General features: G+C 48.8%; 16 protein-coding genes. 6 read left to right on the top strand and 10 right to left on the bottom strand.

From position 1 onward, the window contains the following. Positions 1 to 4: 4 nt before the first annotated feature. The 3 genes from Q0224_RS01575 to thiC all read right to left on the bottom strand — a co-directional run bounded on the left by Q0224_RS01575 (position 5) and on the right by thiC (position 4,310). Positions 5 to 1,030, bottom strand: coding sequence for a hypothetical protein (locus Q0224_RS01575; protein WP_297948580.1), 1,026 nt, complete (start codon positions 1,028 to 1,030; stop codon positions 5 to 7). 881 nt (positions 1,031 to 1,911) lie between these two features. Continuing rightward, positions 1,912 to 3,006: an Mrp/NBP35 family ATP-binding protein gene (locus Q0224_RS01570; protein ID WP_297948577.1), complete on the bottom strand. Its 1,095-nt coding sequence runs from the start codon at positions 3,004 to 3,006 to the stop codon at positions 1,912 to 1,914. Continuing rightward, positions 3,003 to 4,310: a phosphomethylpyrimidine synthase ThiC gene (gene thiC, locus Q0224_RS01565; RefSeq protein WP_297948574.1), complete on the bottom strand. Its 1,308-nt coding sequence runs from the start codon at positions 4,308 to 4,310 to the stop codon at positions 3,003 to 3,005. The genes Q0224_RS01570 and thiC overlap by 4 nt, the downstream gene beginning before the upstream one ends. Positions 4,311 to 4,527: 217 nt before the next feature. On the opposite strand from thiC, the gene ispF reads away from it, so the two are divergent. The 5 genes from ispF to Q0224_RS01540 all read left to right on the top strand — a co-directional run bounded on the left by ispF (position 4,528) and on the right by Q0224_RS01540 (position 11,082). Continuing rightward, positions 4,528 to 5,850 carry a 2-C-methyl-D-erythritol 2,4-cyclodiphosphate synthase gene (gene ispF / locus Q0224_RS01560; protein ID WP_297948571.1) on the top strand — a complete coding sequence of 441 codons (1,323 nt, stop codon included), beginning with the start codon at positions 4,528 to 4,530 and terminating at the stop codon, positions 5,848 to 5,850. Continuing rightward, positions 5,847 to 6,710, top strand: a complete 864-nt coding sequence (locus Q0224_RS01555; RefSeq protein ID WP_297948569.1) for a response regulator — start codon at positions 5,847 to 5,849, stop codon at positions 6,708 to 6,710. Before ispF ends, Q0224_RS01555 begins: the two co-directional genes overlap by 4 nt. Then, complete coding sequence (locus Q0224_RS01550; protein WP_297948567.1) at positions 6,688 to 8,580, top strand: hypothetical protein; 1,893 nt, start codon at positions 6,688 to 6,690, stop codon at positions 8,578 to 8,580. The genes Q0224_RS01555 and Q0224_RS01550 overlap by 23 nt, the downstream gene beginning before the upstream one ends. Before the next feature lie 714 nt (positions 8,581 to 9,294). After that, a complete protein-coding gene (locus Q0224_RS01545) occupies positions 9,295 to 9,831 on the top strand; it encodes a phosphatidylglycerophosphatase A (RefSeq protein WP_297948565.1) in 537 nt (178 codons plus the stop codon). 543 nt (positions 9,832 to 10,374) lie between these two features. Beyond that, positions 10,375 to 11,082, top strand: coding sequence for an alpha/beta hydrolase (locus tag Q0224_RS01540; protein ID WP_297948562.1), 708 nt, complete (start codon positions 10,375 to 10,377; stop codon positions 11,080 to 11,082). Between the two features lie 473 nt (positions 11,083 to 11,555). Here the strand turns inward: Q0224_RS01540 and Q0224_RS01535 are convergent, their stop codons facing one another. Genes Q0224_RS01535 through Q0224_RS01525 form a run of 3 tightly spaced genes read right to left on the bottom strand, consistent with a single transcriptional unit; the run spans position 11,556 to position 12,513 of the window. Further along, a complete protein-coding gene (locus Q0224_RS01535) occupies positions 11,556 to 12,023 on the bottom strand; it encodes a hypothetical protein (protein WP_177388005.1) in 468 nt (155 codons plus the stop codon). After that, positions 12,020 to 12,256, bottom strand: coding sequence for a hypothetical protein (locus Q0224_RS01530; protein ID WP_005871317.1), 237 nt, complete (start codon positions 12,254 to 12,256; stop codon positions 12,020 to 12,022). The genes Q0224_RS01535 and Q0224_RS01530 overlap by 4 nt, the downstream gene beginning before the upstream one ends. After that, the gene (locus Q0224_RS01525) at positions 12,253 to 12,513 is read right to left on the bottom strand and encodes a hypothetical protein (protein WP_297948559.1); all 261 of its coding nucleotides are present in this window, start codon (positions 12,511 to 12,513) and stop codon (positions 12,253 to 12,255) included. Before Q0224_RS01525 ends, Q0224_RS01530 begins: the two co-directional genes overlap by 4 nt. A gap of 69 nt (positions 12,514 to 12,582) precedes the next feature. Between Q0224_RS01525 and uvrB the strand changes: the two genes are divergently transcribed. Beyond that, positions 12,583 to 14,559, top strand: coding sequence for an excinuclease ABC subunit UvrB (gene uvrB, locus Q0224_RS01520; protein ID WP_297948556.1), 1,977 nt, complete (start codon positions 12,583 to 12,585; stop codon positions 14,557 to 14,559). An 818-nt stretch (positions 14,560 to 15,377) separates the two neighbouring features. Here uvrB and Q0224_RS01515 read toward each other — a convergent pair. From Q0224_RS01515 to Q0224_RS01500, 4 genes are all read right to left on the bottom strand, one after another. Continuing rightward, on the bottom strand, positions 15,378 to 15,839 hold the full coding sequence (locus tag Q0224_RS01515; protein WP_297948553.1) for a hypothetical protein: 462 nt from the start codon (positions 15,837 to 15,839) through the stop codon (positions 15,378 to 15,380). 437 nt (positions 15,840 to 16,276) lie between these two features. Then, positions 16,277 to 16,690, bottom strand: a complete 414-nt coding sequence (locus Q0224_RS01510; protein ID WP_297948550.1) for a hypothetical protein — start codon at positions 16,688 to 16,690, stop codon at positions 16,277 to 16,279. A gap of 24 nt (positions 16,691 to 16,714) precedes the next feature. Next, positions 16,715 to 18,052 (bottom strand): PFL family protein, encoded by a 1,338-nt coding sequence (locus Q0224_RS01505; protein ID WP_297948547.1) that lies wholly within the window; start codon positions 18,050 to 18,052, stop codon positions 16,715 to 16,717. Between the two features lie 9 nt (positions 18,053 to 18,061). Beyond that, the coding region (locus tag Q0224_RS01500; protein WP_297948544.1) for an ACT domain-containing protein at positions 18,062 to 18,277 on the bottom strand (216 nt) is incomplete at its 5' end.

Genomic DNA, 18,277 nt, shown 5'->3' with positions numbered 1-18,277 from the left:
CATCCTATCTAAACACATCATCCATCGGCGTACTTTCGCATTTCTTGCGGTCCGCTTCTACCGAGAGTAGGCGAGCTTTGCTTTCGTCTAAAATTTTTGGTGTAATAACAAGCCCCGGCAAATCTAAGGAATTTACGGCGTGCTTGCCGGCAAACGCCCCTAGGCCTCTGCCAAATATCCCGTTTACGCGCCCGTTCATATCATAAATCTCGCTGCCGTCGCAGTGAAAGACATTGCCGGAGATGCACTCGCATTTAAGCCCATCCGCAGCCTCTGTGTATCTGTAATCCTCGACGTAAAGCGCACCGCTTACACCACGGACGCTACTAATGGGATTGTAAATTAACACGGCTAGAATTTCATTCTTTTGCGGATTTGAGATCTCCCACTCCACGGCGCGATATGAGCTAAGCAGCAGCACGATGGGCTTATCGGATTTGGCTAAATTTAGCTTGACGCGATTATTCATCTGCGCGCTTTCGTAGATCGCGCCCAGCCAGAGATCGTAGTCCTTATCCGCAGGGATCTTAGCTACGGCGTCCTTTTGACGATAAAAGGGCTCTACATCTTTAAAATCTACGAAAAGCTCACTGGAATGCGCGTCATTTAAAAACCACGCTTCGATCTTGTGCTTGCCCTTGCTAAATTTATACGTAAGCGGGCGCTTTTGATTGCTAGATGTCCCACCCAGCACGTCCGTGCCATCCACGGCGATTACCAGCGTAGACCAGCCGTAATCTCCTAGCACCATCTTTTCGATATCGGCGTCAAAATTAAACTCGCCGACCCAATACGCCATAAGATTTGGAGATGGAATTTCATGGAAGGAATTTCCTTCGTAATTGACGCTGATGCGATCGACATTTTCGGAGAAAACCACTTTCTTAGGCTCATCTTTATTCAGATAAAACGCCAAAAACTTATCCTGCGGGATCTGCGCATCCGCAGTAATCTCTTTCGCCCATTTTTGCATATTGCTCTCTTGTGCGAACGCCGCAAATGCAAGCACCAAAATAATTAAAAACCTCATTACCGACCTTTCTTATTTCGTATAAAAGTAAAATCCCTAGGCTTAGGGATTTTGCCGCCTTGGCTCCACAGCTTATACGAATAAAATTCCAGCTGCTTAAATTTCAGCTGCGCGAGAAATTTCCTTGCCGCGACCGCTACGGATAAAATTCCACTCCAAATAAGCTTTACAGAGGCTTTCGCAGATAAACTCCACCGCCATAAGGCCCGGCGAAATAAAATTTAAACTAGCACAATGCTGCGGCTACCACTAAAAAGCTAGACGCGATAAAATTTCAAGCCAGAAATTCATCGCTAAAGCCCCATCTTAAAATTTTAAAACAAAGTTTTAGCGATAAATTTTGCATTTTGAAATTCTACGGCAAAGCTTTATGCTTAAAATTTTACATTTAAAACTCCAAGGCAGAATTCTACGGCAAATTTTACCTCACTGAATTGCGCGTTTGGAATTTAATTTTCGCCGTTAAATTCTGCGCTTAGAATTTTATCTGAACCCTCACGCAACGGAGATTGGTAAAATTGTAGCTCGAAATTTCAAGCTTTAAAATTTAATGCTACAACCTCTGCACGAAATTCTATATACAAAAATTTTACTGGCGCCATAAAATTTCGCGGCAAAATCGCAGTGGAATTTTAACGCAGAATTTCGAGCTACAAAACTCAGCGTGAAATTCCGAGCCGCGAAACCCGCGTAAAATTTTGTCCGCTAAATTTACGGGCAAAATTCTATGACAGATTCGTATACCGGAATTTTGCGAGCATTATAAAATTTGCAGCAAAATTAGGCGTAAAATTCCAAACTATTAAATTCCGCGTTGAATTTCAATCTGCAAAATTCACGAGAAATTCCACGCGAAATTTGACGCCGCGCCCGCCAAAGTCCTAATTCGAGCAAGCGCTCTTGCCGTCCATCACCGGCTGGATCGCGGAGTTATCCGCCAGCTCCTCGCGGTCGATCTTCTCGATCTTTTCCCACAGCTTGCGCGCGGCATCTTCGTAGCGCTTTGCGCTTAAAGAACCTGGCGCATAGAAGCTTACCGGCTTGCCGCTGTCGCCGCCCTCGCGGATAGCGATCTCGATCGGGATCTCGCCGATTACCTCGGTGTTGTATCGCTGCGCCAGCTTTTGCGCGCCGCCGCGGCCGAAGATATCGTACTCCTTGCCGTTATCAGGGCAGATGAAGCCGCTCATATTCTCGATAAGACCTGCGATGGGGATGTGGAGCTTTTCGAACATATCAAGCCCGCGTGCGCTGTCGTCCAGCGCGACCGTCTGCGGCGTCGTAACGCACACGCCCGCCGTCACCGGCACGCTCTGAGCGAGCGTAAGCTGCGCATCGCCCGTACCCGGAGGCATATCCAAAAACAGCACGTCCAGGTCGCTCCACGCCACGTCTTTTAGCAGCTGCTCGATCGCTTTCATTATCATCGAGCCGCGCCAGATGAGGCTCGCGCCCTCCTCCATTAGCACGCCCATGCTCATCATCTCCACGCCGTGGCTTAAGATCGGCTTTAGCTTCTGGCCTACGACGCTTGCTTGCGTTTTATCTTCGCCCAACATTCGCGGCAAATTCGGCCCGTAAATATCGGCATCCAAAATCCCCACTCTCTTGCCGAGCTTTGCCGTGCTGATGGCTAAATTTAGCGTCGTCGTGCTCTTGCCTACGCCGCCCTTGCCGCTGCTGATCATCACGAAATGCTTGATCTGCGGCGCGATATTTTTGCCGCTGCGAGAGTTGCTCTTTTCCTCGGCGATCTTGGGCTGTTTGATTAAAATTTCCACGTCCGCGCCGAGTGCCTTTTGCACCGCCGATCTGAGCTCTGCGGCGATCTCCGGCTTAGCGCTTGGGATTTCGATCCCTACGAAAATTCTATCGCCGATCTCGACCTCTTTTACAAATCCAAAATCCACGATGCTTTTAGAAAAGCCCGGATAGATCACGCTTTTAAGTAAATTTAAGACTTCGTCTTTACTCATTCTTTCTCCTTATTTTCGGTTAAATTTCTACTGATTTTATATGCGCAAAATTTCGGCCCGCACATCGAGCAAAACTCCGCGCCCTTGTAAATTTCATCGCCCAGGCTCTCGTCGTGCAGTTCGCGCGCATGCGCAGGATCGAAGCTAAGCTCAAACTGCCTGTTCCAATCAAAATTATACCTCGCATCGCTCATCTCGTGATCGCGCTCTATCGCGCCCGCTTTGCCCAGCGCGACGTCCGCGGCGTGAGCGGCGATTTTATGCGCGATGATGCCCTCTCTGACGTCTTTTGCATTGGGAAGCCCCAGATGCTCCTTCGGCGTTACGTAGCAGAGCATGCTGGCGCCGCAATACGCAGCCATAGTCCCGCCGATAGCTGAGCTGATGTGATCGTAGCCCGCGCCGATGTCGGTCGGAAGCGGCCCCAGCACGTAAAATGGCGCGTCGCGGCAGAGCTTGCGCTCTAGCTGCATATTAAGCTCAATCTCGTTAAACGGGATATGCCCCGGCCCCTCGATCATCACCTGCACGTTTTTTTCATTCGCGCGCAGGGCTAGCTCGCCTAAAATTTCAAGCTCGCTAAGCTGCGCCCTATCGGTCGCGTCGTATAAGCAACCCGGACGCAAGCCGTCGCCTAGAGATAGCGATACGTCGTAGGCGGCGCAGATATCGCAAATTTCATCAAACGCTTCGTAGAAGGGGTTTTGCTTATGAAATTTCATCATCCACGACGCTATCAGCGAACCGCCTCTGCTTACGATGCCCATCTTGCGACGGGAGAGCAGCGGCATAAACTCGAGCTTAAAGCCCGCGTGGATCGTGAAATAATCCACTCCCTGCCGCGCCTGCTTCTCGATCGTGCTAAGAATAGCGCTCGTTTTTAAATTTTTAATATCGCCCAGCTCATGGATCATCTGATAGATCGGCACCGTGCCTATGGGTACGGACGAGCGCTCGATTATCGCGGCGCGGATCTCGTCCAAATCGCCGCCCGTGCTTAGATCCATCACCGTATCGGCGCCGTACTTTAAGCAGACCTCAAGCTTTTCCAGTTCGCCCTCAATATCGCTCGTCGTACCCGAGGAGCCGATGTTGGCGTTGATCTTGCACCGTAGCGCACGTCCGATGCCGATAGGTTTTAGGCTTTTGTGATTAACGTTTGCGGGGATGATCGCTCTTCCTTGCGCGAGCAGATCGCACAAGACCCGCACGTCCATGCGCTCGCTTTGCGCGACCTCTCTCATCTGCGGCGTCAGCTCGCCCTTTTTTGCAAAATAGATCTGCGTTACGCAGCTTTCGGTCATTTTCGCCTCGTTTCTTAAAAATGCGCGTATAATATAACAAATTTCATTAATCCTTACTTTTCTTTCATCGTTTATTTTCGTAACGCAGGCTGAAATTTTACCGCCGCGCCGCGTAAATTTACGCCTAAGTTTAAGATATTTCAGCGCGCAAGCCGCGATTAATTTTGCTTTCATTTTTAATACGTATAATTTCGTAACAAAATTTCAAGGATAAAATTTGAAAGATATATCGCTGATTTTGCTCGCCGCGGGCGATTCGAGCAGGTTTGAACTCCCCGTCAAAAAGCAGTGGTTACGCGTGGACGAGCTGCCGCTTTGGCAATATGTTGCGCAAAATATCGCACGGACGCATCCATTTAAAAAAATCGTAATCGCCGTAAACGAGGAGGACGTGAGCTATTGCGAGCGCCTCTATGCGTGCAGCTTGGCCTCGGCGCGCGGCGAAAACTCGGAGTGCGACACGAGCGAGTATAAATTTCAAAGAAAGCAAGGCGAGATCGGATGCGGCGCAGATGATCTAAACGACGCAAGCAAGCCGCGGGGCGCGGAAAATTTTAAAGCTCAAGTCGGATGCAACGCAGATGAATGCGGCTCTGCAAATTTAAAATTTCACTTCGCCCCCGGCGGCGCAAATCGCCAAAACTCGCTAAAAAACGCGCTGCGGCTCGTAGATAGCGAGCTCGTGCTCGTAAGCGACGTAGCCCGCGCGCAAATTTCGCCAGGGCTGATCTCCTCGCTGATACGAAATTTAGGCGGCGCGGACTGTATCAGCCCCTATCTTGGCGTAAACGACACGACCTACCTCGGCGAGGACGTAGTGAAGAGGGAGGAGCTGCGCCTCATCCAAACGCCGCAGCTTTCGCGCACGGTGCTGCTTAAAAAGGCACTTGATGGAAGCGAAATTTTTACCGACGACAGCGCGGCGATCGGCAGCGCGGGCGGACGATTGGAATTTATAAAAGGCGAAGCGGGCGCGCTTAAGATCACGCGCGCAAGCGATCTGGCGGCGCTAAATTTAAAACCCTGCTCGCACGATATTTTTTGCGGTACGGGTTACGACGTGCATGCGCTTGAAAAAGGCGCGGGCATCGTGCTTGGCGGCGTGCAAATTCCATGCGAGTTCGCACTGATCGCGCACAGCGACGGCGACGTAGCGATCCACGCCCTAATCGACGCTATTTGCGGCGCGGCGATGCTGGGCGACATCGGCGAGCTCTTCCCTGACAGCGACGCTAAATTTAAAGGTGCGGATAGCAAGGAGCTGTTACGAAAGGTAATGCGGCGCGTCAGGGGCTACGGCTACGAGCTCGTAAATGCCGATATTACAATCATCGCGCAGCGCCCGAAGATCGGCATTTACAAAGCGCAGATGCAGGAGGTTTTAAGCGAAATTTTAAACTGCGCGCGCGTCAATGTCAAAGCGACTACTACCGAAGGGCTGGGATTTACGGGCAGAAGCGAAGGCATCGCCGCGCAGGCTGCGGTAAGCTTGAAATTTTACAACTGGCAAAAGCACGCAGCAAAGGTGCGGGGCGCATGAAAATTTTAATAATCGAAAGCGAAAGCTATCTTGCTCAAAGTATCGCAAACAAGCTGGGCGCGCTGGGGCATGAATGCACTAACGTGGCGAGTTTGGCGGCCGCAGCGGGCCTTGCAGAGGAGTTTGAGGCAGTACTGCTCTCTACGAGCTGGAGCGGCGCGAGTTTTTATCCGCTGATCGAGAAATTTAGGCGCTCGATCATAATTTTAATGGTCGCTTACGTCGATAGCGAAACAGTGCTAAGCCCCGTAAAAGCGGGCGCTACGGATTATATCCAAAAGCCATTTATGATAGAGGAGCTCATCAAAAAGATCGAGCACTACGCGCAGTTTCGCTCGCTAAAATCACAAAACGAAGCCTACGAAGCGTTGCTTAAAGAGATCTCTCTTTCGTGCGAAATACCGCCCGCGCGTTTAGCGCAGATAAAATTTCCGCTTCTTTTGCGCGGCGATGCGGCAGCGCGAGCTGCGGCGGTATTTAAGATCGCGCTTGCGCTAAAATCGCGCCTTAAAATTTTATCCGCACAAGACCCTGAGCCGCTAGAACGCGGCGCGGAGATTTTTTACGCACCAGATTTTGATAGCCTAAGCGGCGCACAGAAGGAAAAATTTATAAGCAAAACCAAATCCATGCGCCTAATTGCCGGATCCATCGGCGCGCAAAAGGGCTTTAACGACGAAATTACGCTTGGCAACAGCAAAGAACGCAGTGAAATTTTAAGCATCGAAGAATACGTAAAGCTCACGATCGTAGCGCACCAAGACGAGTATTTCGACTCCGATCTGGCGGCGGCACTTGGGATTTCTCGAAAATCGCTTTGGGAGAAAAGGAAAAAATATGGCATCGCAAGAAAAAAATAGCCGCGCGCATCCGGTACGGATCGCAGGCGAGACAGAAATTTCACGCGATACCGGCAATTTGCACGAAATAAAACCGCTTGAAAGCGAAGGAATTTCAAATAGCACAAAAATTCTAAACGCCGCAAAAGCTTCGAGCGACGCGGCGCTAAATTTTTTAAAGGCAAAGCAAAATTTAAAAGCAAAGCGCAATTTAAAAACGGTGCGAAATTTAAAAGCGTCAAGGGCTGGCGATGCTAGAAAAGATGAGATGCAAGCTAAGGGAGCGGCATGGAATTTAAAGGCAGAGCAAGCCGGAAGCGAGAGCAAAGGCGCAAATAATAGTGCAACGCAAATCCGCAAGATAGAGATCTCGCGCTCCGACCTAAACGTCCTGAGCCTGCTCGCAAACGGCGCTTTCGGCAAGAGCTGCGAGCTACTGCGCCCAAGCAAGCTTAGCATCTGCGGTATAAATTTCGTTTTTTCCTGCGCGGACGCAAAAAAGGGCGATATTTTGGAGCTTTATCTTAGCAAGGACGGCATAGCTGAACGCACCGAAAATTTGCTTAGCGGCAGTAGCGGTGCGTATTTGCTAGCTAAAGAATCGCGCAACTTACAGGATGGAGTTTCTGCCGCGGCGCAAAACGAGCAGAGTTTTGCGAAAAGCGGCACGGATTTTGCGCGCACTGCAAGTGCGCAAAGCGCTATAAACGCCACAAGCGAGGACTTAGACCATATAGAAAGCCTTGCTGCGAGCTACGATCAAATTTTTACTTGCAGCGCAGATGTAAAATCTGCAAACAATGCCGCTTTGGATTTGGCGAAAAGCTCTAGTGAAAATTCTGCGGTAAATTCCGCGCAGAGCTTTGCCGAAAATTCCGCACTCAATCGCGTTTGCAGCGCAGATGCAAAATCCGTAGCAAATTCGGCGGGAAATTTTATCTCAAATTCCACCGAAAATTTCATCAAAAATCCCGCTGCAAATCCCGCCTATTGCGAGCTTGTCGCGCGCATAGACGTTAGCGACGTTTATGCCCCAAGCGCAAGCGAGATTGCAGGCTCGGTATTTCAAAACGCGTACGCAGAGCAAACTGCGGTGCAGGGGTGCATCACACTGCTAAAAAATGGGCTTGCAGAGCAAATCGCGCGCATAAAAAAAGTCGCAAGCTCGCTTGCCGCGCCTAAAATTTCAGCGTTTTTTACCTGCGCCGATCCGATCCACCGCGTGCATGAGCGGCTGATTAGGCATATGATCGACAAAGCGGATTTCGTGGTGATTTTTTTGACCGGCACGAGCAGCGCGGATGCCCTGCCCTACGAGCTACGCAAAAAAACACTAAGCTATTTACTGCAAAATTTTTTGGTCGCGCAACGCGCTATGATGATCGATCTGGGCTCGCTTGCGATTTTTGACGACAAGCCCGCACTGCAGTGCGCGATCGCAAAAAATTTAGGTATAAACAAAATAATTTTTGGGCAAAATCACGCAAATATGGAGCTATTTTTCGAAGGAGGCGGCGTGCATTCGGTGCTGGACGAGTATCAAAAGCGCGGCGAAATCGAGATTTTGCTGATGCCCGAATACGTCTATTGCGAGAAGTGTAAGGTGCTAGTAAGCACCAAAAACTGCCCTCACGGCGCTCATCATCACGTGCATTACCGCACGCAAAATCTAAAAGCACTGCTGCGCGCGGGGATTTTGCCGCCCGCGATTTTTATGCGTAAAGAGATCTCGGCGATGATTTTAAGCGAGCTTTTTCCCGCGCGATTTTCGGATCTACAAAAGCTCTACGACGAGCTTTTTCCAAACAGCGGGATCTTGCAGAGCCACGGCGAGAGCGAGTTTTACGAGCAGCTGATGCAGCTGTATCAAACCAGCGCGCTAAAGACGTAGCGTTTGAGGGCGTAACGCAAAAAATGACGTGGAATTTGCGGCATCTAGGCGAAAGTAAAATTTCGTGGTGTTAGAATTTACGGCGGCTAGACGTAAAGTAAAATTTCATAGTGCGGGAAGAAAGGACTGTGCGGAATTTTATAGCATAAAGAGCGGCGAATGCAGATTTGGCGTAAAATTTTGCGGTACAATGAAACTAAATTGTTAGAGCATTAGCAGCGGTACGATAAAACGAGCTTTAAATTTTAAAGTCTTGGCTTCGTAGCAAATTTATAACGGCGCAGTAAAATTTTGCGGCGAAGCGGATTTAAAATTTTAAGGCGCGATGGATATGTAAAGCAGCACGGCAAATCTAAATTTTAAGTTTTCGACAAGCGAACCTAAAATTTTAAAATTAAGCAGTTGCTGCAAGTTACAGCGCAAAACTCGGATGCAGCGCAACGACTGCTCGCCCACGCAAAATGCCGTGCGTTTGCGGACGGGTTTGAAATCTCCGCGCAGGCGAGCAAAATTTTAAAATTTTTACGCAAATGAGTAGAATTTTAAAATTCCTACATTAGTGAGCAAAATTCGTGGCGAGTAGAACTGATTTCGTGTAGGCGGGCGAAATTTAAATTCTATATGTACGAACGAAATTTAAAATTTTCGCGCGAGCAGATGCTCTAATTAAAATAAGCGGTAAAATTTTAAAAAGCAAAATTTAAAAGGACAGTTATGGATAAAATTTTCGTTACATTTTTCGGCGCAGGGCTGCTAAAACCCGCACCCGGCACCTGGGGCAGCATCGCAGGCTGGATAGTGGGGCTGGTGGTCTTGATGCTGGCGGGCGAGGTGACGCTGTTTTTGTGCGCCGGTCTCGTTTTTTTCGTCTCGCTTAAGATCGTAAGCGATTACGAAAGGCGGGTAGGCGCACACGATAACAGCGAGATCGTCATCGACGAGGTCGTGGGGGTGTGGATCGCGATGTGCGTCGCCGCGCCCGCGGGCGAGATCTTTTCGCTGCCGCTACGAGAGCTGATCGCGGGCTTTGAGAGCAGCAGGATATCGATCCTTTCGATGATTTTGGCGCTGCTGTTTTTCAGGGCGTTTGACATCCGCAAACCCTCGATCATCGGGCGCGTGGATCGCGACGTACCAGGCGGGCTCGGCGTGATGCTAGATGACGTGCTGGCGGGCTTTTTCGCGGGGCTTGGGGTTTTGATAGTTATCTCTTTAGGGGTCAAGCTCGGCGCCGCGGGATTGATTTTTTAAGCTTTTAAGGCGCGATTGTAGCGAACACGGCGCGATTGCGGGCGCTATCGAGCACCGAAATTTTAAAAACCGCATCTTAAGCGGGGCTTATGAAATTAGTGCAAATTTTAACTTCTAAGGCGTGAGTCCGCTTGGAATTTAAAATTTAAGCGGTATTTATTCGCGCAGCCTGCAAATAAAGCAGGCGTAAAATTTTAAAATTTTGCAAGAGGCGGCGATAAAATTTGCGTGGTCTTAAATTTTAAATTTCGCAGCTTGCAGAATTCTACGGCGTGAAAATTTTAATACGCAAATTTCACGGCGCATGCAATTGCGATACAGAATTTCGTAGCAAGAATTTTGCAGTCTGACGCGCAAAATTTCTACGATACAGAATTTTAAAACAAAGCGGCAGGCACAGCTCGCGCGTAAAATTTTAAAATTTATTGCTAATTGCAGGCAGTCTAGCGGGGCGTGCTATTAAATTCCAGCAATATTTATGGTTTTGCTTGTAACATTGCCGCAAATGCGGGTATCGACGCAAAAAATTTAAAGGAACGAAAAATGCAAAAGAGCGCGATTGAGACACGCGGCATTCCCGCCGCCGTTTGGGGGAGCCGCTCGAAAAAGGTTTATATCTACGCTCACGGGCAAGGCGGAAGCAAAGATGATGCGGAACTTTTAGCTTCCGTCGTTTGCGAGCAAGGCTGGCAGGTAATTAGCTTTGATCTGTCCGAGCACGGACAGAGGCGGCACGAGCCCGCTTCTTGCGATCCGCGGCGCGCTATTTTAGAATTTCGCGAAATTTTATCGTATGCAAAGAAGCGCTGGGACGAGGTCGCGCTGTTTGCCGTTAGCCTAGGGGCATGGCTCGGCCTGCAAAGCTTCCGCGACGAAAAGCTTAGCGACTGCCTCTTCGTCTCGCCGATACTTGATATGAAATATGTTATTTCAAATATTATGCGTAGGGCCGGTATCAGCCAGGAACGATTGAAGCAAGAGCGGATGATTTTGACCCCTGCTAGGCAACCGCTTTTTTGGGAATATTGGAGTTTTGTTTTGAACAATCCGATCACTAAGTGGAAAACGCCCAGTAGAATTCTATATGCAGAAAACGACGATATGACGCCTCTGAAGATCGTCAAAAATTTTGCGCAACAATTTGGCTGCACCTTAAGCGTTATGAAAAACGGCGAGCATTGGTTTCATACGCCGCAGCAGCTAGATTATTTGCGTAGTTGGATCAAATTGGCGGTTGAGAATCGGCGATAAAATTCTATGAGAGATTTTAAAACTCACGCCCAAGCCCGCACCGATAAAATTCCGCGCGTCTTCGGGGTGCAAATTTCATAAATTTAAGATGATCTTGATATTTTGCTTTAATACGCTTGTTTTATGAGGCGCTTTTCGTAAATCTCAGCTCGCATCGCGTCACGCGAGGGGCATAGCTTCAAAGCACCCATTTCATAAATTTAACCGCAATAGCATAAATCATGACCGATATGAATTACAAACTAAAATATGATTAAAATTTAGCCGATAAGCTGTCAATATAAATGTAAAAATGCCAATTTTAAAGCTAAATTTTAAAAAATACCTATAAAGATGAATTCTTGAAATATTAGCATGTTTTTGGCACGAGGTGCGAGCCAATGACAGCTTATCGCACTTCACTAGCACTATCGCGCTTTTGCTACACGGACGCTTTACGAACCCATAGCAGTCGCGCGATTAAATTTTAAAAATTATTTGCCTATCCTAAAGCCATTTAACTTCATATAAGTCGTATCTTTATGAAATGCTTCGCATCGCTCCCTGTTGCGATTGATATTCGAGGTCTCGAAAAAATATCCATCACTATCTTGACGTAAGGTGATCGTCGCGCAAAAGATCATATCGTTTTTGAGTTTCGGTCCTACGCCGTAATCAAAGGATTGATTTAAAGTGACGGTTTTTTCTAGATCACTATCACTAAACTGTCTGGAGCCCGTCATGCTCTTTAGCTCGCGAAAATTTCCTTGATTTAAGTAGTCGCGTTGTATATCTTTAAATACGCCTTCAAGCTCGACTGCATAAGCTTTTACTAAAACCTCATCCTTAGCACCGCTTAATTTAGGATATATTATTTTTACTATCACGAAGATTATAATAGCTAAAAATATTATTCCGCTTACGCCGCCGCCCACTGCTGCACCTTTTCTCATTTTCATCATTTTACTCCTTCGTCGATGTCCTTTACCAAGGCATCTATTTTTTTATTAAGCATAAAATTTTCATAGCTTTTTTGGATATAGGCTTCAAGCAGTTCGCCCGCATCCAGATGATCGCTGCCGCGAGTTAAAATCCGCCAGTCCCTGCCGAAGACCTTCGCAAAGTCATCATCCAGGCTTATCGCGTATTTTTTCGTCAAAGACTTACTCGTCAGCTGAACTGAAATTTCTTTCATTTCTCGCCTAAATTGTCGCCTGCCAAAATATCGTCGATCTGCTTGCTTAGATCCTCATCGCTCATCTTGCGATACGCCAGATCGTTTTCAAGCGTGCCAAGCTGCATTCCCAAAGCCTCGTTTTGCGCCTTGACCGTCGCTAGCTCGGTACGTAGCTTTTCGTTTTCGTCTCTAGCCTCGATGTATCGTCTAATCAGCTCTGCTACTTTATTGCTTAAGCCCTCGACCTTTTTCTCTTCGTCAAAGATTGATTCCATTATTTCGCCTTTTCTGATATAATTTAAATGAAAATATTACCCAATTTTGGCTTTAAAAAAGGAAAAATTTTGCAAAATTTTAAAATCGAGAGCAAATTCTCTCCGAGCGAGGATCAAGAAAAAGCGATCGAAGGCATCGTCGCGGGCTTTAAAAGCGGCAACAAATACCAAACCCTTCTCGGAGTTACCGGCTCGGGCAAAACTTTTACTATGGCAAATATTATTAAACGCCTCGGAATTCCCGCACTCGTAATGACGCATAATAAATCTCTCGCAGCGCAGCTTTATAGCGAATTTAAGGGCTTTTTCCCACAAAATCACGTCGAGTACTTCATCAGCTACTACGATTATTATCAGCCTGAGGCTTACATCCCCAGGCAGGATCTTTTTATAGAAAAAGACAGCGACGTAAACCAAGAGCTCGAGCGCTTGCGACTAAGCGCCACGGCGAGCTTGCTAAGCTTCGACGACGTCATCACAGTAGCGTCGGTTTCGGCAAACTACGGCTTGGGCGATCCCGCCGAATACAAAGGCATGGTACTGTTTTTTGAGATCGGATCAAAATTTAGTACTAAATTTTTACTTCGCAAGCTCGTCGATATGGGCTACAAACGCAACGACGATTTTTTTGATCGCGGGAATTTTCGCGTAAACGGCGATGTGATCGACATCTACCCCGCGTATTTTAACGACGAGGCGTTTAGGATCGAGTTTTTCGGCGACGAGATAGAGGCGATGTATCATCTGGACGTGCTCGAAAACAAAAAGACGCAAAGCGCCAAAAAATTTATCCTTTATCCGACTAGCCAGTTCATCGTGGGCGAGCAGCGCCTGAAATCGACGATCAAAGGGATCGAGGATGAGCTTGAACAGAGGCTAAAATTTTTCGAGGACGCGGGCAAGCTCGTCGAGGCGCAGCGGCTGAAAGGGCGAGTGGAGTTTGATCTTGAGATGCTGGGCGCTACGGGGATGTGCAAGGGGATCGAAAACTACGCGCGCTATCTGACAGGTCAAAAGCCGGGCGAGACGCCCTATTCGCTCTTTGATTACTACGAGAGCAAGGGCAAGGACTACCTCGTCATCGTCGATGAAAGCCACGTGAGCCTGCCGCAGTTTCGCGGGATGTTCGCAGGAGATCGCAGCCGCAAAGAAACGCTCGTAGAATACGGCTTCCGCCTGCCATCAGCACTTGATAACCGCCCGCTGATGTTTGATGAGTTTATCAATAAAAAGGCTAAATTTCTATTCGTCTCTGCAACGCCAAATGATTACGAGCTAGATCTTAGCCGCGGAGCCGTATATGAGCAGATACTGCGCCCTACGGGACTACTCGATCCGCAGATTATCTTAAAAGATAGCGACAACCAGGTCGAAATTTTACACGATATGGCAAAGGAGGTCATCGCACGCGGCGAGCGGATCTTAGTAACCGTACTAACCAAAAAGATGGCGGAGGAGCTGAGCAAATACTATTTGGAGCTTGGTCTTAAGGTCAAATATATGCACTCGGACATCGACGCAATCGAGCGCAACGAGCTCATCCGCGGCCTTCGCAGCGGCGAATACGATATGCTAATCGGTATAAATCTGCTCCGCGAGGGGCTCGATCTGCCCGAAGTAAGCCTTATCGCGATCATGGATGCCGATAAGGAGGGCTTTTTGCGCTCGCGCACGAGCCTCATTCAGACGATGGGGCGAGCCGCGCGAAATGTGCACGGGCAGGTCGTGATGTTTTGCAAAAAGATCACCGCCTCGATGCAAGAGGCGATCGACATCACCCAAAAACGTCGCAAATTTCAAGATGAATACAACCGCGCCCACGGCATAACCCCGCATTCTGCGAGCCGCAATATCGAGGAGAGCCTAAAGATCGAGGACGGCACCGAAATTTTAAGAAAGGGTGCTAATCTCGAAAAAATGCCAGCCGCCGAGCGCGCCAAGATCGTAAAGGAGCTTCGCAAGCAGATGCTCGACGCCGCAGCCGCGCTGGAGTTTGAAAAGGCCGCAGCGCTGCGCGATGAGATCGCAAAGCTTAGGAAGCTGTAAATCGCGAGACTCGAAACGCCTTGAAATTTCGTCGTGAAATTTGCACGTGAAATTCCACCTGGCAGAGCGTAAAATTTGCGCGCGTGACACAGAGCGAAATTTGCGCGCCAAATGCCGTCCATGCAGAGCATTAAATTTGCACGATATGCGCGGCAAATGCCGCGAAACAGAGCGTAAATTTGGGCGTGATGCGATATGGCGAGTTTTGAAATTTAATCATTAAATTTAAATAATTCGCGCAGGAATGCCGCAAGGTGAAATTTTAAAATTTACTCATTAAATTTTAGATAGTTTGAGGCGGATTGCTGCGAGAGCGGTTTTAAAATTTGTTCGTTAAATTTTAGGGTGGTTTGCGCGCGAAATTTATACATCGATTTTTCTCGTTTTCTCGCGAAAAATTTTACTCCGCCCCCCTACCGCGCTGGACGCGCGATCCGTAAATCTATGCGCCGAGCTTTTTGTTTCAACTCGCTTTCGATCCGCAATTTACGAGCCCGATTTACAGCAGTCGCACTACCCCACTCTATACCACCGCGCGCTTTTTACGCGCCGTTGTGCGCGGATACTTTCAAAATTTTACGTAGAATTCTAAACCTGCCTGCACCTACATTCGCGCCGCCGTTATAAACGCTCGCTTTGAGGGCACGAACGAAATATTTGCGCGACACAGCGCGGGAAATGAAATTTAGCCGCTACAGTGCGCCACAAAATTTCAAAAACGACAACGAGCCGCAATTTAAATTTATCCGCGAGAGTGCGCCGATTTTCGCGCTGTATAAATTTTAAAATCGCCTCTAAATTTAAAATTTTATCCGCAGTTAATACTCTCTGCTAAGCTCTAAATTTTCCACGCGCAGCGGTCTTTCACCCTCGAAAATCACCCCGATGCCGAAAGGCTCGCAAATATCAAGCACGCCCTCGGCAAATCTCATCAGCCACTGCGTATCGCGCGCGTAAAACGTGCATTGCGGCAACCCAAACGGCAGATCGCAAACGGGCACGTCAAGCAGTCTAAGCTCATCCTCGCCCAAACGATACTCGCGCCTAAGCTCGTCTCGCAGGAAGACAAGAGCGTCTTTTACGTACCGATCGATGTCTCGGGCGATCCGCCGAGCAAGCGAAATCGTCTCATCGTCCACATCCGCCGTATCTGCAGACACGAGGCAAAACAGCACCTCGCCGAAGCTTTCGCTTTTTAACGCCAGTTCCGCGTACCAAATAAAGCCCTCGTCCGTCGCGACTTTTTCAAGCTCGCCAAATTCCCAAGCCATTTTTTGCATTTTATCTCCGCCTCTATTTTCGCGTCATCTTTTAAAATTTTGATGCCACACCCGTTTTTTGCGCGCTGTGTTTAATCCCCGCCGAAATAGAATTTGGCTCGCTTCTTAAGCGGACGAGCAATGATAACGAAACAGGTTGCTTTTAAATTTTAAAATTTCAATGCAAGCCGTTTTAAAATTTAAAATTTCAAAAGACCCGCCGCTGTCCGTCTTGCACGGCAATGAAATTTTAACGCCGCGTCTTGCGGGGAGATTTTAAAATTTAGCGCGCCGTAGAGACAGCACGCCGTAAAATTTAAAAGCGAAATTCCGCGCCGAAATTTTAATTCAAAATTCCACGCCCGCAAACGCAAAATTTAGAGCTTATCTCGGCCGCGACGCCGTAAAATTTTACTCGCTAAATTTTACGAATTTTGCGCGCTTTTAAATCCGCAAATTTAATACGCCTTTACGAGCCGTAAATTTTTTAGATATATGACGCCGTCAAAAACGCCGCCTCCATTCGGCGCAGGCCAAGAAATGGCAATTCTTTTCGGCTCCCTGTCATATTCGGGCGAGCAACGATTCTTGGAGCAGTCTATTTTAAATACCTCTTTATCGTTGCTATTAAAATCCGTCTGGGTAGAATTTTTAGGAATTTCCAGCGTGTGGATTATGCGATACGGCTCGCCCTCTTTTGTGCGGGCGGACGTTATTTTTATTAGCGTGTCTGCGCTGTCGTCCGAAGTCCTATAAACCCCGTCTTGCCCCAAGCCCGCCAGCTCGAATTTTTTCTCTTTGCTATAAAATGCCGAAATTATGGAGCAGCCGCTTAAAAGCAAAGCTGCCGCAAATAACGCAAACGCTCTCATTTTTCCTCCTTAAGCGGGTTAAATTTAGTTTTTAAAACTATGAATAGGTGCCGGTATCTGGCCGCCGCGGGCGATGAAGTCGGCCGATGAGTTTTTATTTACGCTCATCACGGGCGCGCTACCGAGTAACCCGCCAAATTCGAGCGTGTCGCCCTCTTTACCTTTTGGAATGATGCGCACGGCGGTCGTTTTTTGATTTATCACGCCGATCGCGGCCTCGTCGGCTATGATCGCGGCGATCGTCTGCTCGGGCGTATCCTGCGGGATCGCGATCATATCGAGCCCCACCGAGCAGATCGCGGTCATCGCTTCGAGCTTTTCTAAATTTAACGATCCTGCGCGCACCGCGGCTATCATGCCCTCGTCTTCGGAGACAGGGATAAACGCGCCGCTAAGCCCGCCTACTTGGTTGCACGCCATCACGCCGCCCTTTTTGACTGCGTCGTTTAGTAGTGCAAGCGCAGCCGTCGTGCCGTGCGTGCCGACCCGCTCCAGCCCCATCTCCTCAAGCACGCGCGCGACCGAATCGCCCACCGCCGGAGTCGGAGCTAGCGAGAGATCGACGATGCCAAATTTCACGCCCAGCCGCTCGGACGCCATTTGACCGACGAGCTGTCCGATGCGCGTGATCTTAAACGCAGTCTTTTTCACGGTCTCGGCGACCACGTCAAAGCTCGCCCCGCGCACCTTCTCAAGTGCGCGTTTTACGACGCCCGGGCCGCTAACGCCCACGTTTATGACGACTTCGGCCTCGCCCACGCCGTGAAATGCGCCCGCCATAAAGGGATTATCCTCGACGGCGTTGGCAAACACGACGAGTTTGGCGGCGCCAAGATCGGAAAGCCGCGCGGTTTCTTTGATCACGCGCCCCATATCGGCGACCGCGCTCATATTTATGCCAGTTTTGGTCGAGCCGATATTTACCGACGAGCAGACCTTCTGCGTCGCGGCGAGTGCGGCAGGGATGGAATCGATTAAAATTTTATCGCCCTTTGCGTAGCCCTTTTGCACGAGCGCTGAAAAGCCGCCGATAAAGTCGATGCCGACCTTTTTGGCCGCCTCGTCCATCGCTTTAGCAAGCGGCACGTAGCTCACGGCATCCGTCGCTGCGCCGATGATGGCGATAGGCGTTACGCAAACGCGCTTATTTACAATCGGGATACCGAGCTCGGCTGAAATTTCATTGCCGACCTTTACCAGATCGCGCGCCTTGTCGGTGATCTTGGCGTAAATTTTCTCCGCCGCCTTGTCGATGTCCGGATCAATGCAGTCAAGCAGGCTGATGCCCATCGTGATCGTGCGGATGTCGAAATTTTGCTCCTCGATCATCGCGATCGTTTCGGTTACGTTTTTGATGTCCATTTGCGCGCCTTAGATGTTGTGCATGGCATCAAAGATCGCCGAGCTTTGGATGTTGATCTTTACTTTTAGCTTTTCGCCTAGCTCGTTTAGCTCCCCCTTTAGAGCCGTGAAGTCCTGCTTTTCCTCACTGGAAACCACCGCCATCATCGTGAAAAACTCATCCAAAACCGTCTGGCTGATGTCGTCTATGTTTAGCCCAAGCTGCGCGAGCTTAGCCGAAACGCC

This window comes from uncultured Campylobacter sp. (assembly GCF_938002845.1).
Classification (GTDB): Bacteria; Campylobacterota; Campylobacteria; order Campylobacterales; family Campylobacteraceae; genus Campylobacter_B.
The sequence above is the reverse complement of the archived record's forward strand: the minus strand, read 5'-3'. Positions and strand labels throughout refer to the sequence as shown.

Bases quoted from the DNA above. Each gene is read 5' to 3' on its own strand.
- Q0224_RS01510 (WP_297948550.1), bottom strand. From the start codon at position 16,690: ATGAGAGCGTTTGCGTTATTTGCGGCAGCTTTGCTTTTAAGCGGCTGC.
- Q0224_RS01505 (WP_297948547.1), bottom strand. From the start codon at position 18,052: ATGGACATCAAAAACGTAACCGAAACGATCGCGATGATCGAGGAGCAA.
- Q0224_RS01540 (WP_297948562.1), top strand. From the start codon at position 10,375: ATGCAAAAGAGCGCGATTGAGACACGCGGCATTCCCGCCGCCGTTTGG.
- Q0224_RS01575 (WP_297948580.1), bottom strand. From the start codon at position 1,030: ATGAGGTTTTTAATTATTTTGGTGCTTGCATTTGCGGCGTTCGCACAA.
- thiC (WP_297948574.1), bottom strand. From the start codon at position 4,310: ATGACCGAAAGCTGCGTAACGCAGATCTATTTTGCAAAAAAGGGCGAG.
- Q0224_RS01530 (WP_005871317.1), bottom strand. From the start codon at position 12,256: ATGAAAGAAATTTCAGTTCAGCTGACGAGTAAGTCTTTGACGAAAAAA.
- Q0224_RS01555 (WP_297948569.1), top strand. From the start codon at position 5,847: ATGAAAATTTTAATAATCGAAAGCGAAAGCTATCTTGCTCAAAGTATC.
- Q0224_RS01535 (WP_177388005.1), bottom strand. From the start codon at position 12,023: ATGATGAAAATGAGAAAAGGTGCAGCAGTGGGCGGCGGCGTAAGCGGA.
- Q0224_RS01545 (WP_297948565.1), top strand. From the start codon at position 9,295: ATGGATAAAATTTTCGTTACATTTTTCGGCGCAGGGCTGCTAAAACCC.
- Q0224_RS01525 (WP_297948559.1), bottom strand. From the start codon at position 12,513: ATGGAATCAATCTTTGACGAAGAGAAAAAGGTCGAGGGCTTAAGCAAT.
- Q0224_RS01550 (WP_297948567.1), top strand. From the start codon at position 6,688: ATGGCATCGCAAGAAAAAAATAGCCGCGCGCATCCGGTACGGATCGCA.
- Q0224_RS01570 (WP_297948577.1), bottom strand. From the start codon at position 3,006: ATGAGTAAAGACGAAGTCTTAAATTTACTTAAAAGCGTGATCTATCCG.
- Q0224_RS01515 (WP_297948553.1), bottom strand. From the start codon at position 15,839: ATGCAAAAAATGGCTTGGGAATTTGGCGAGCTTGAAAAAGTCGCGACG.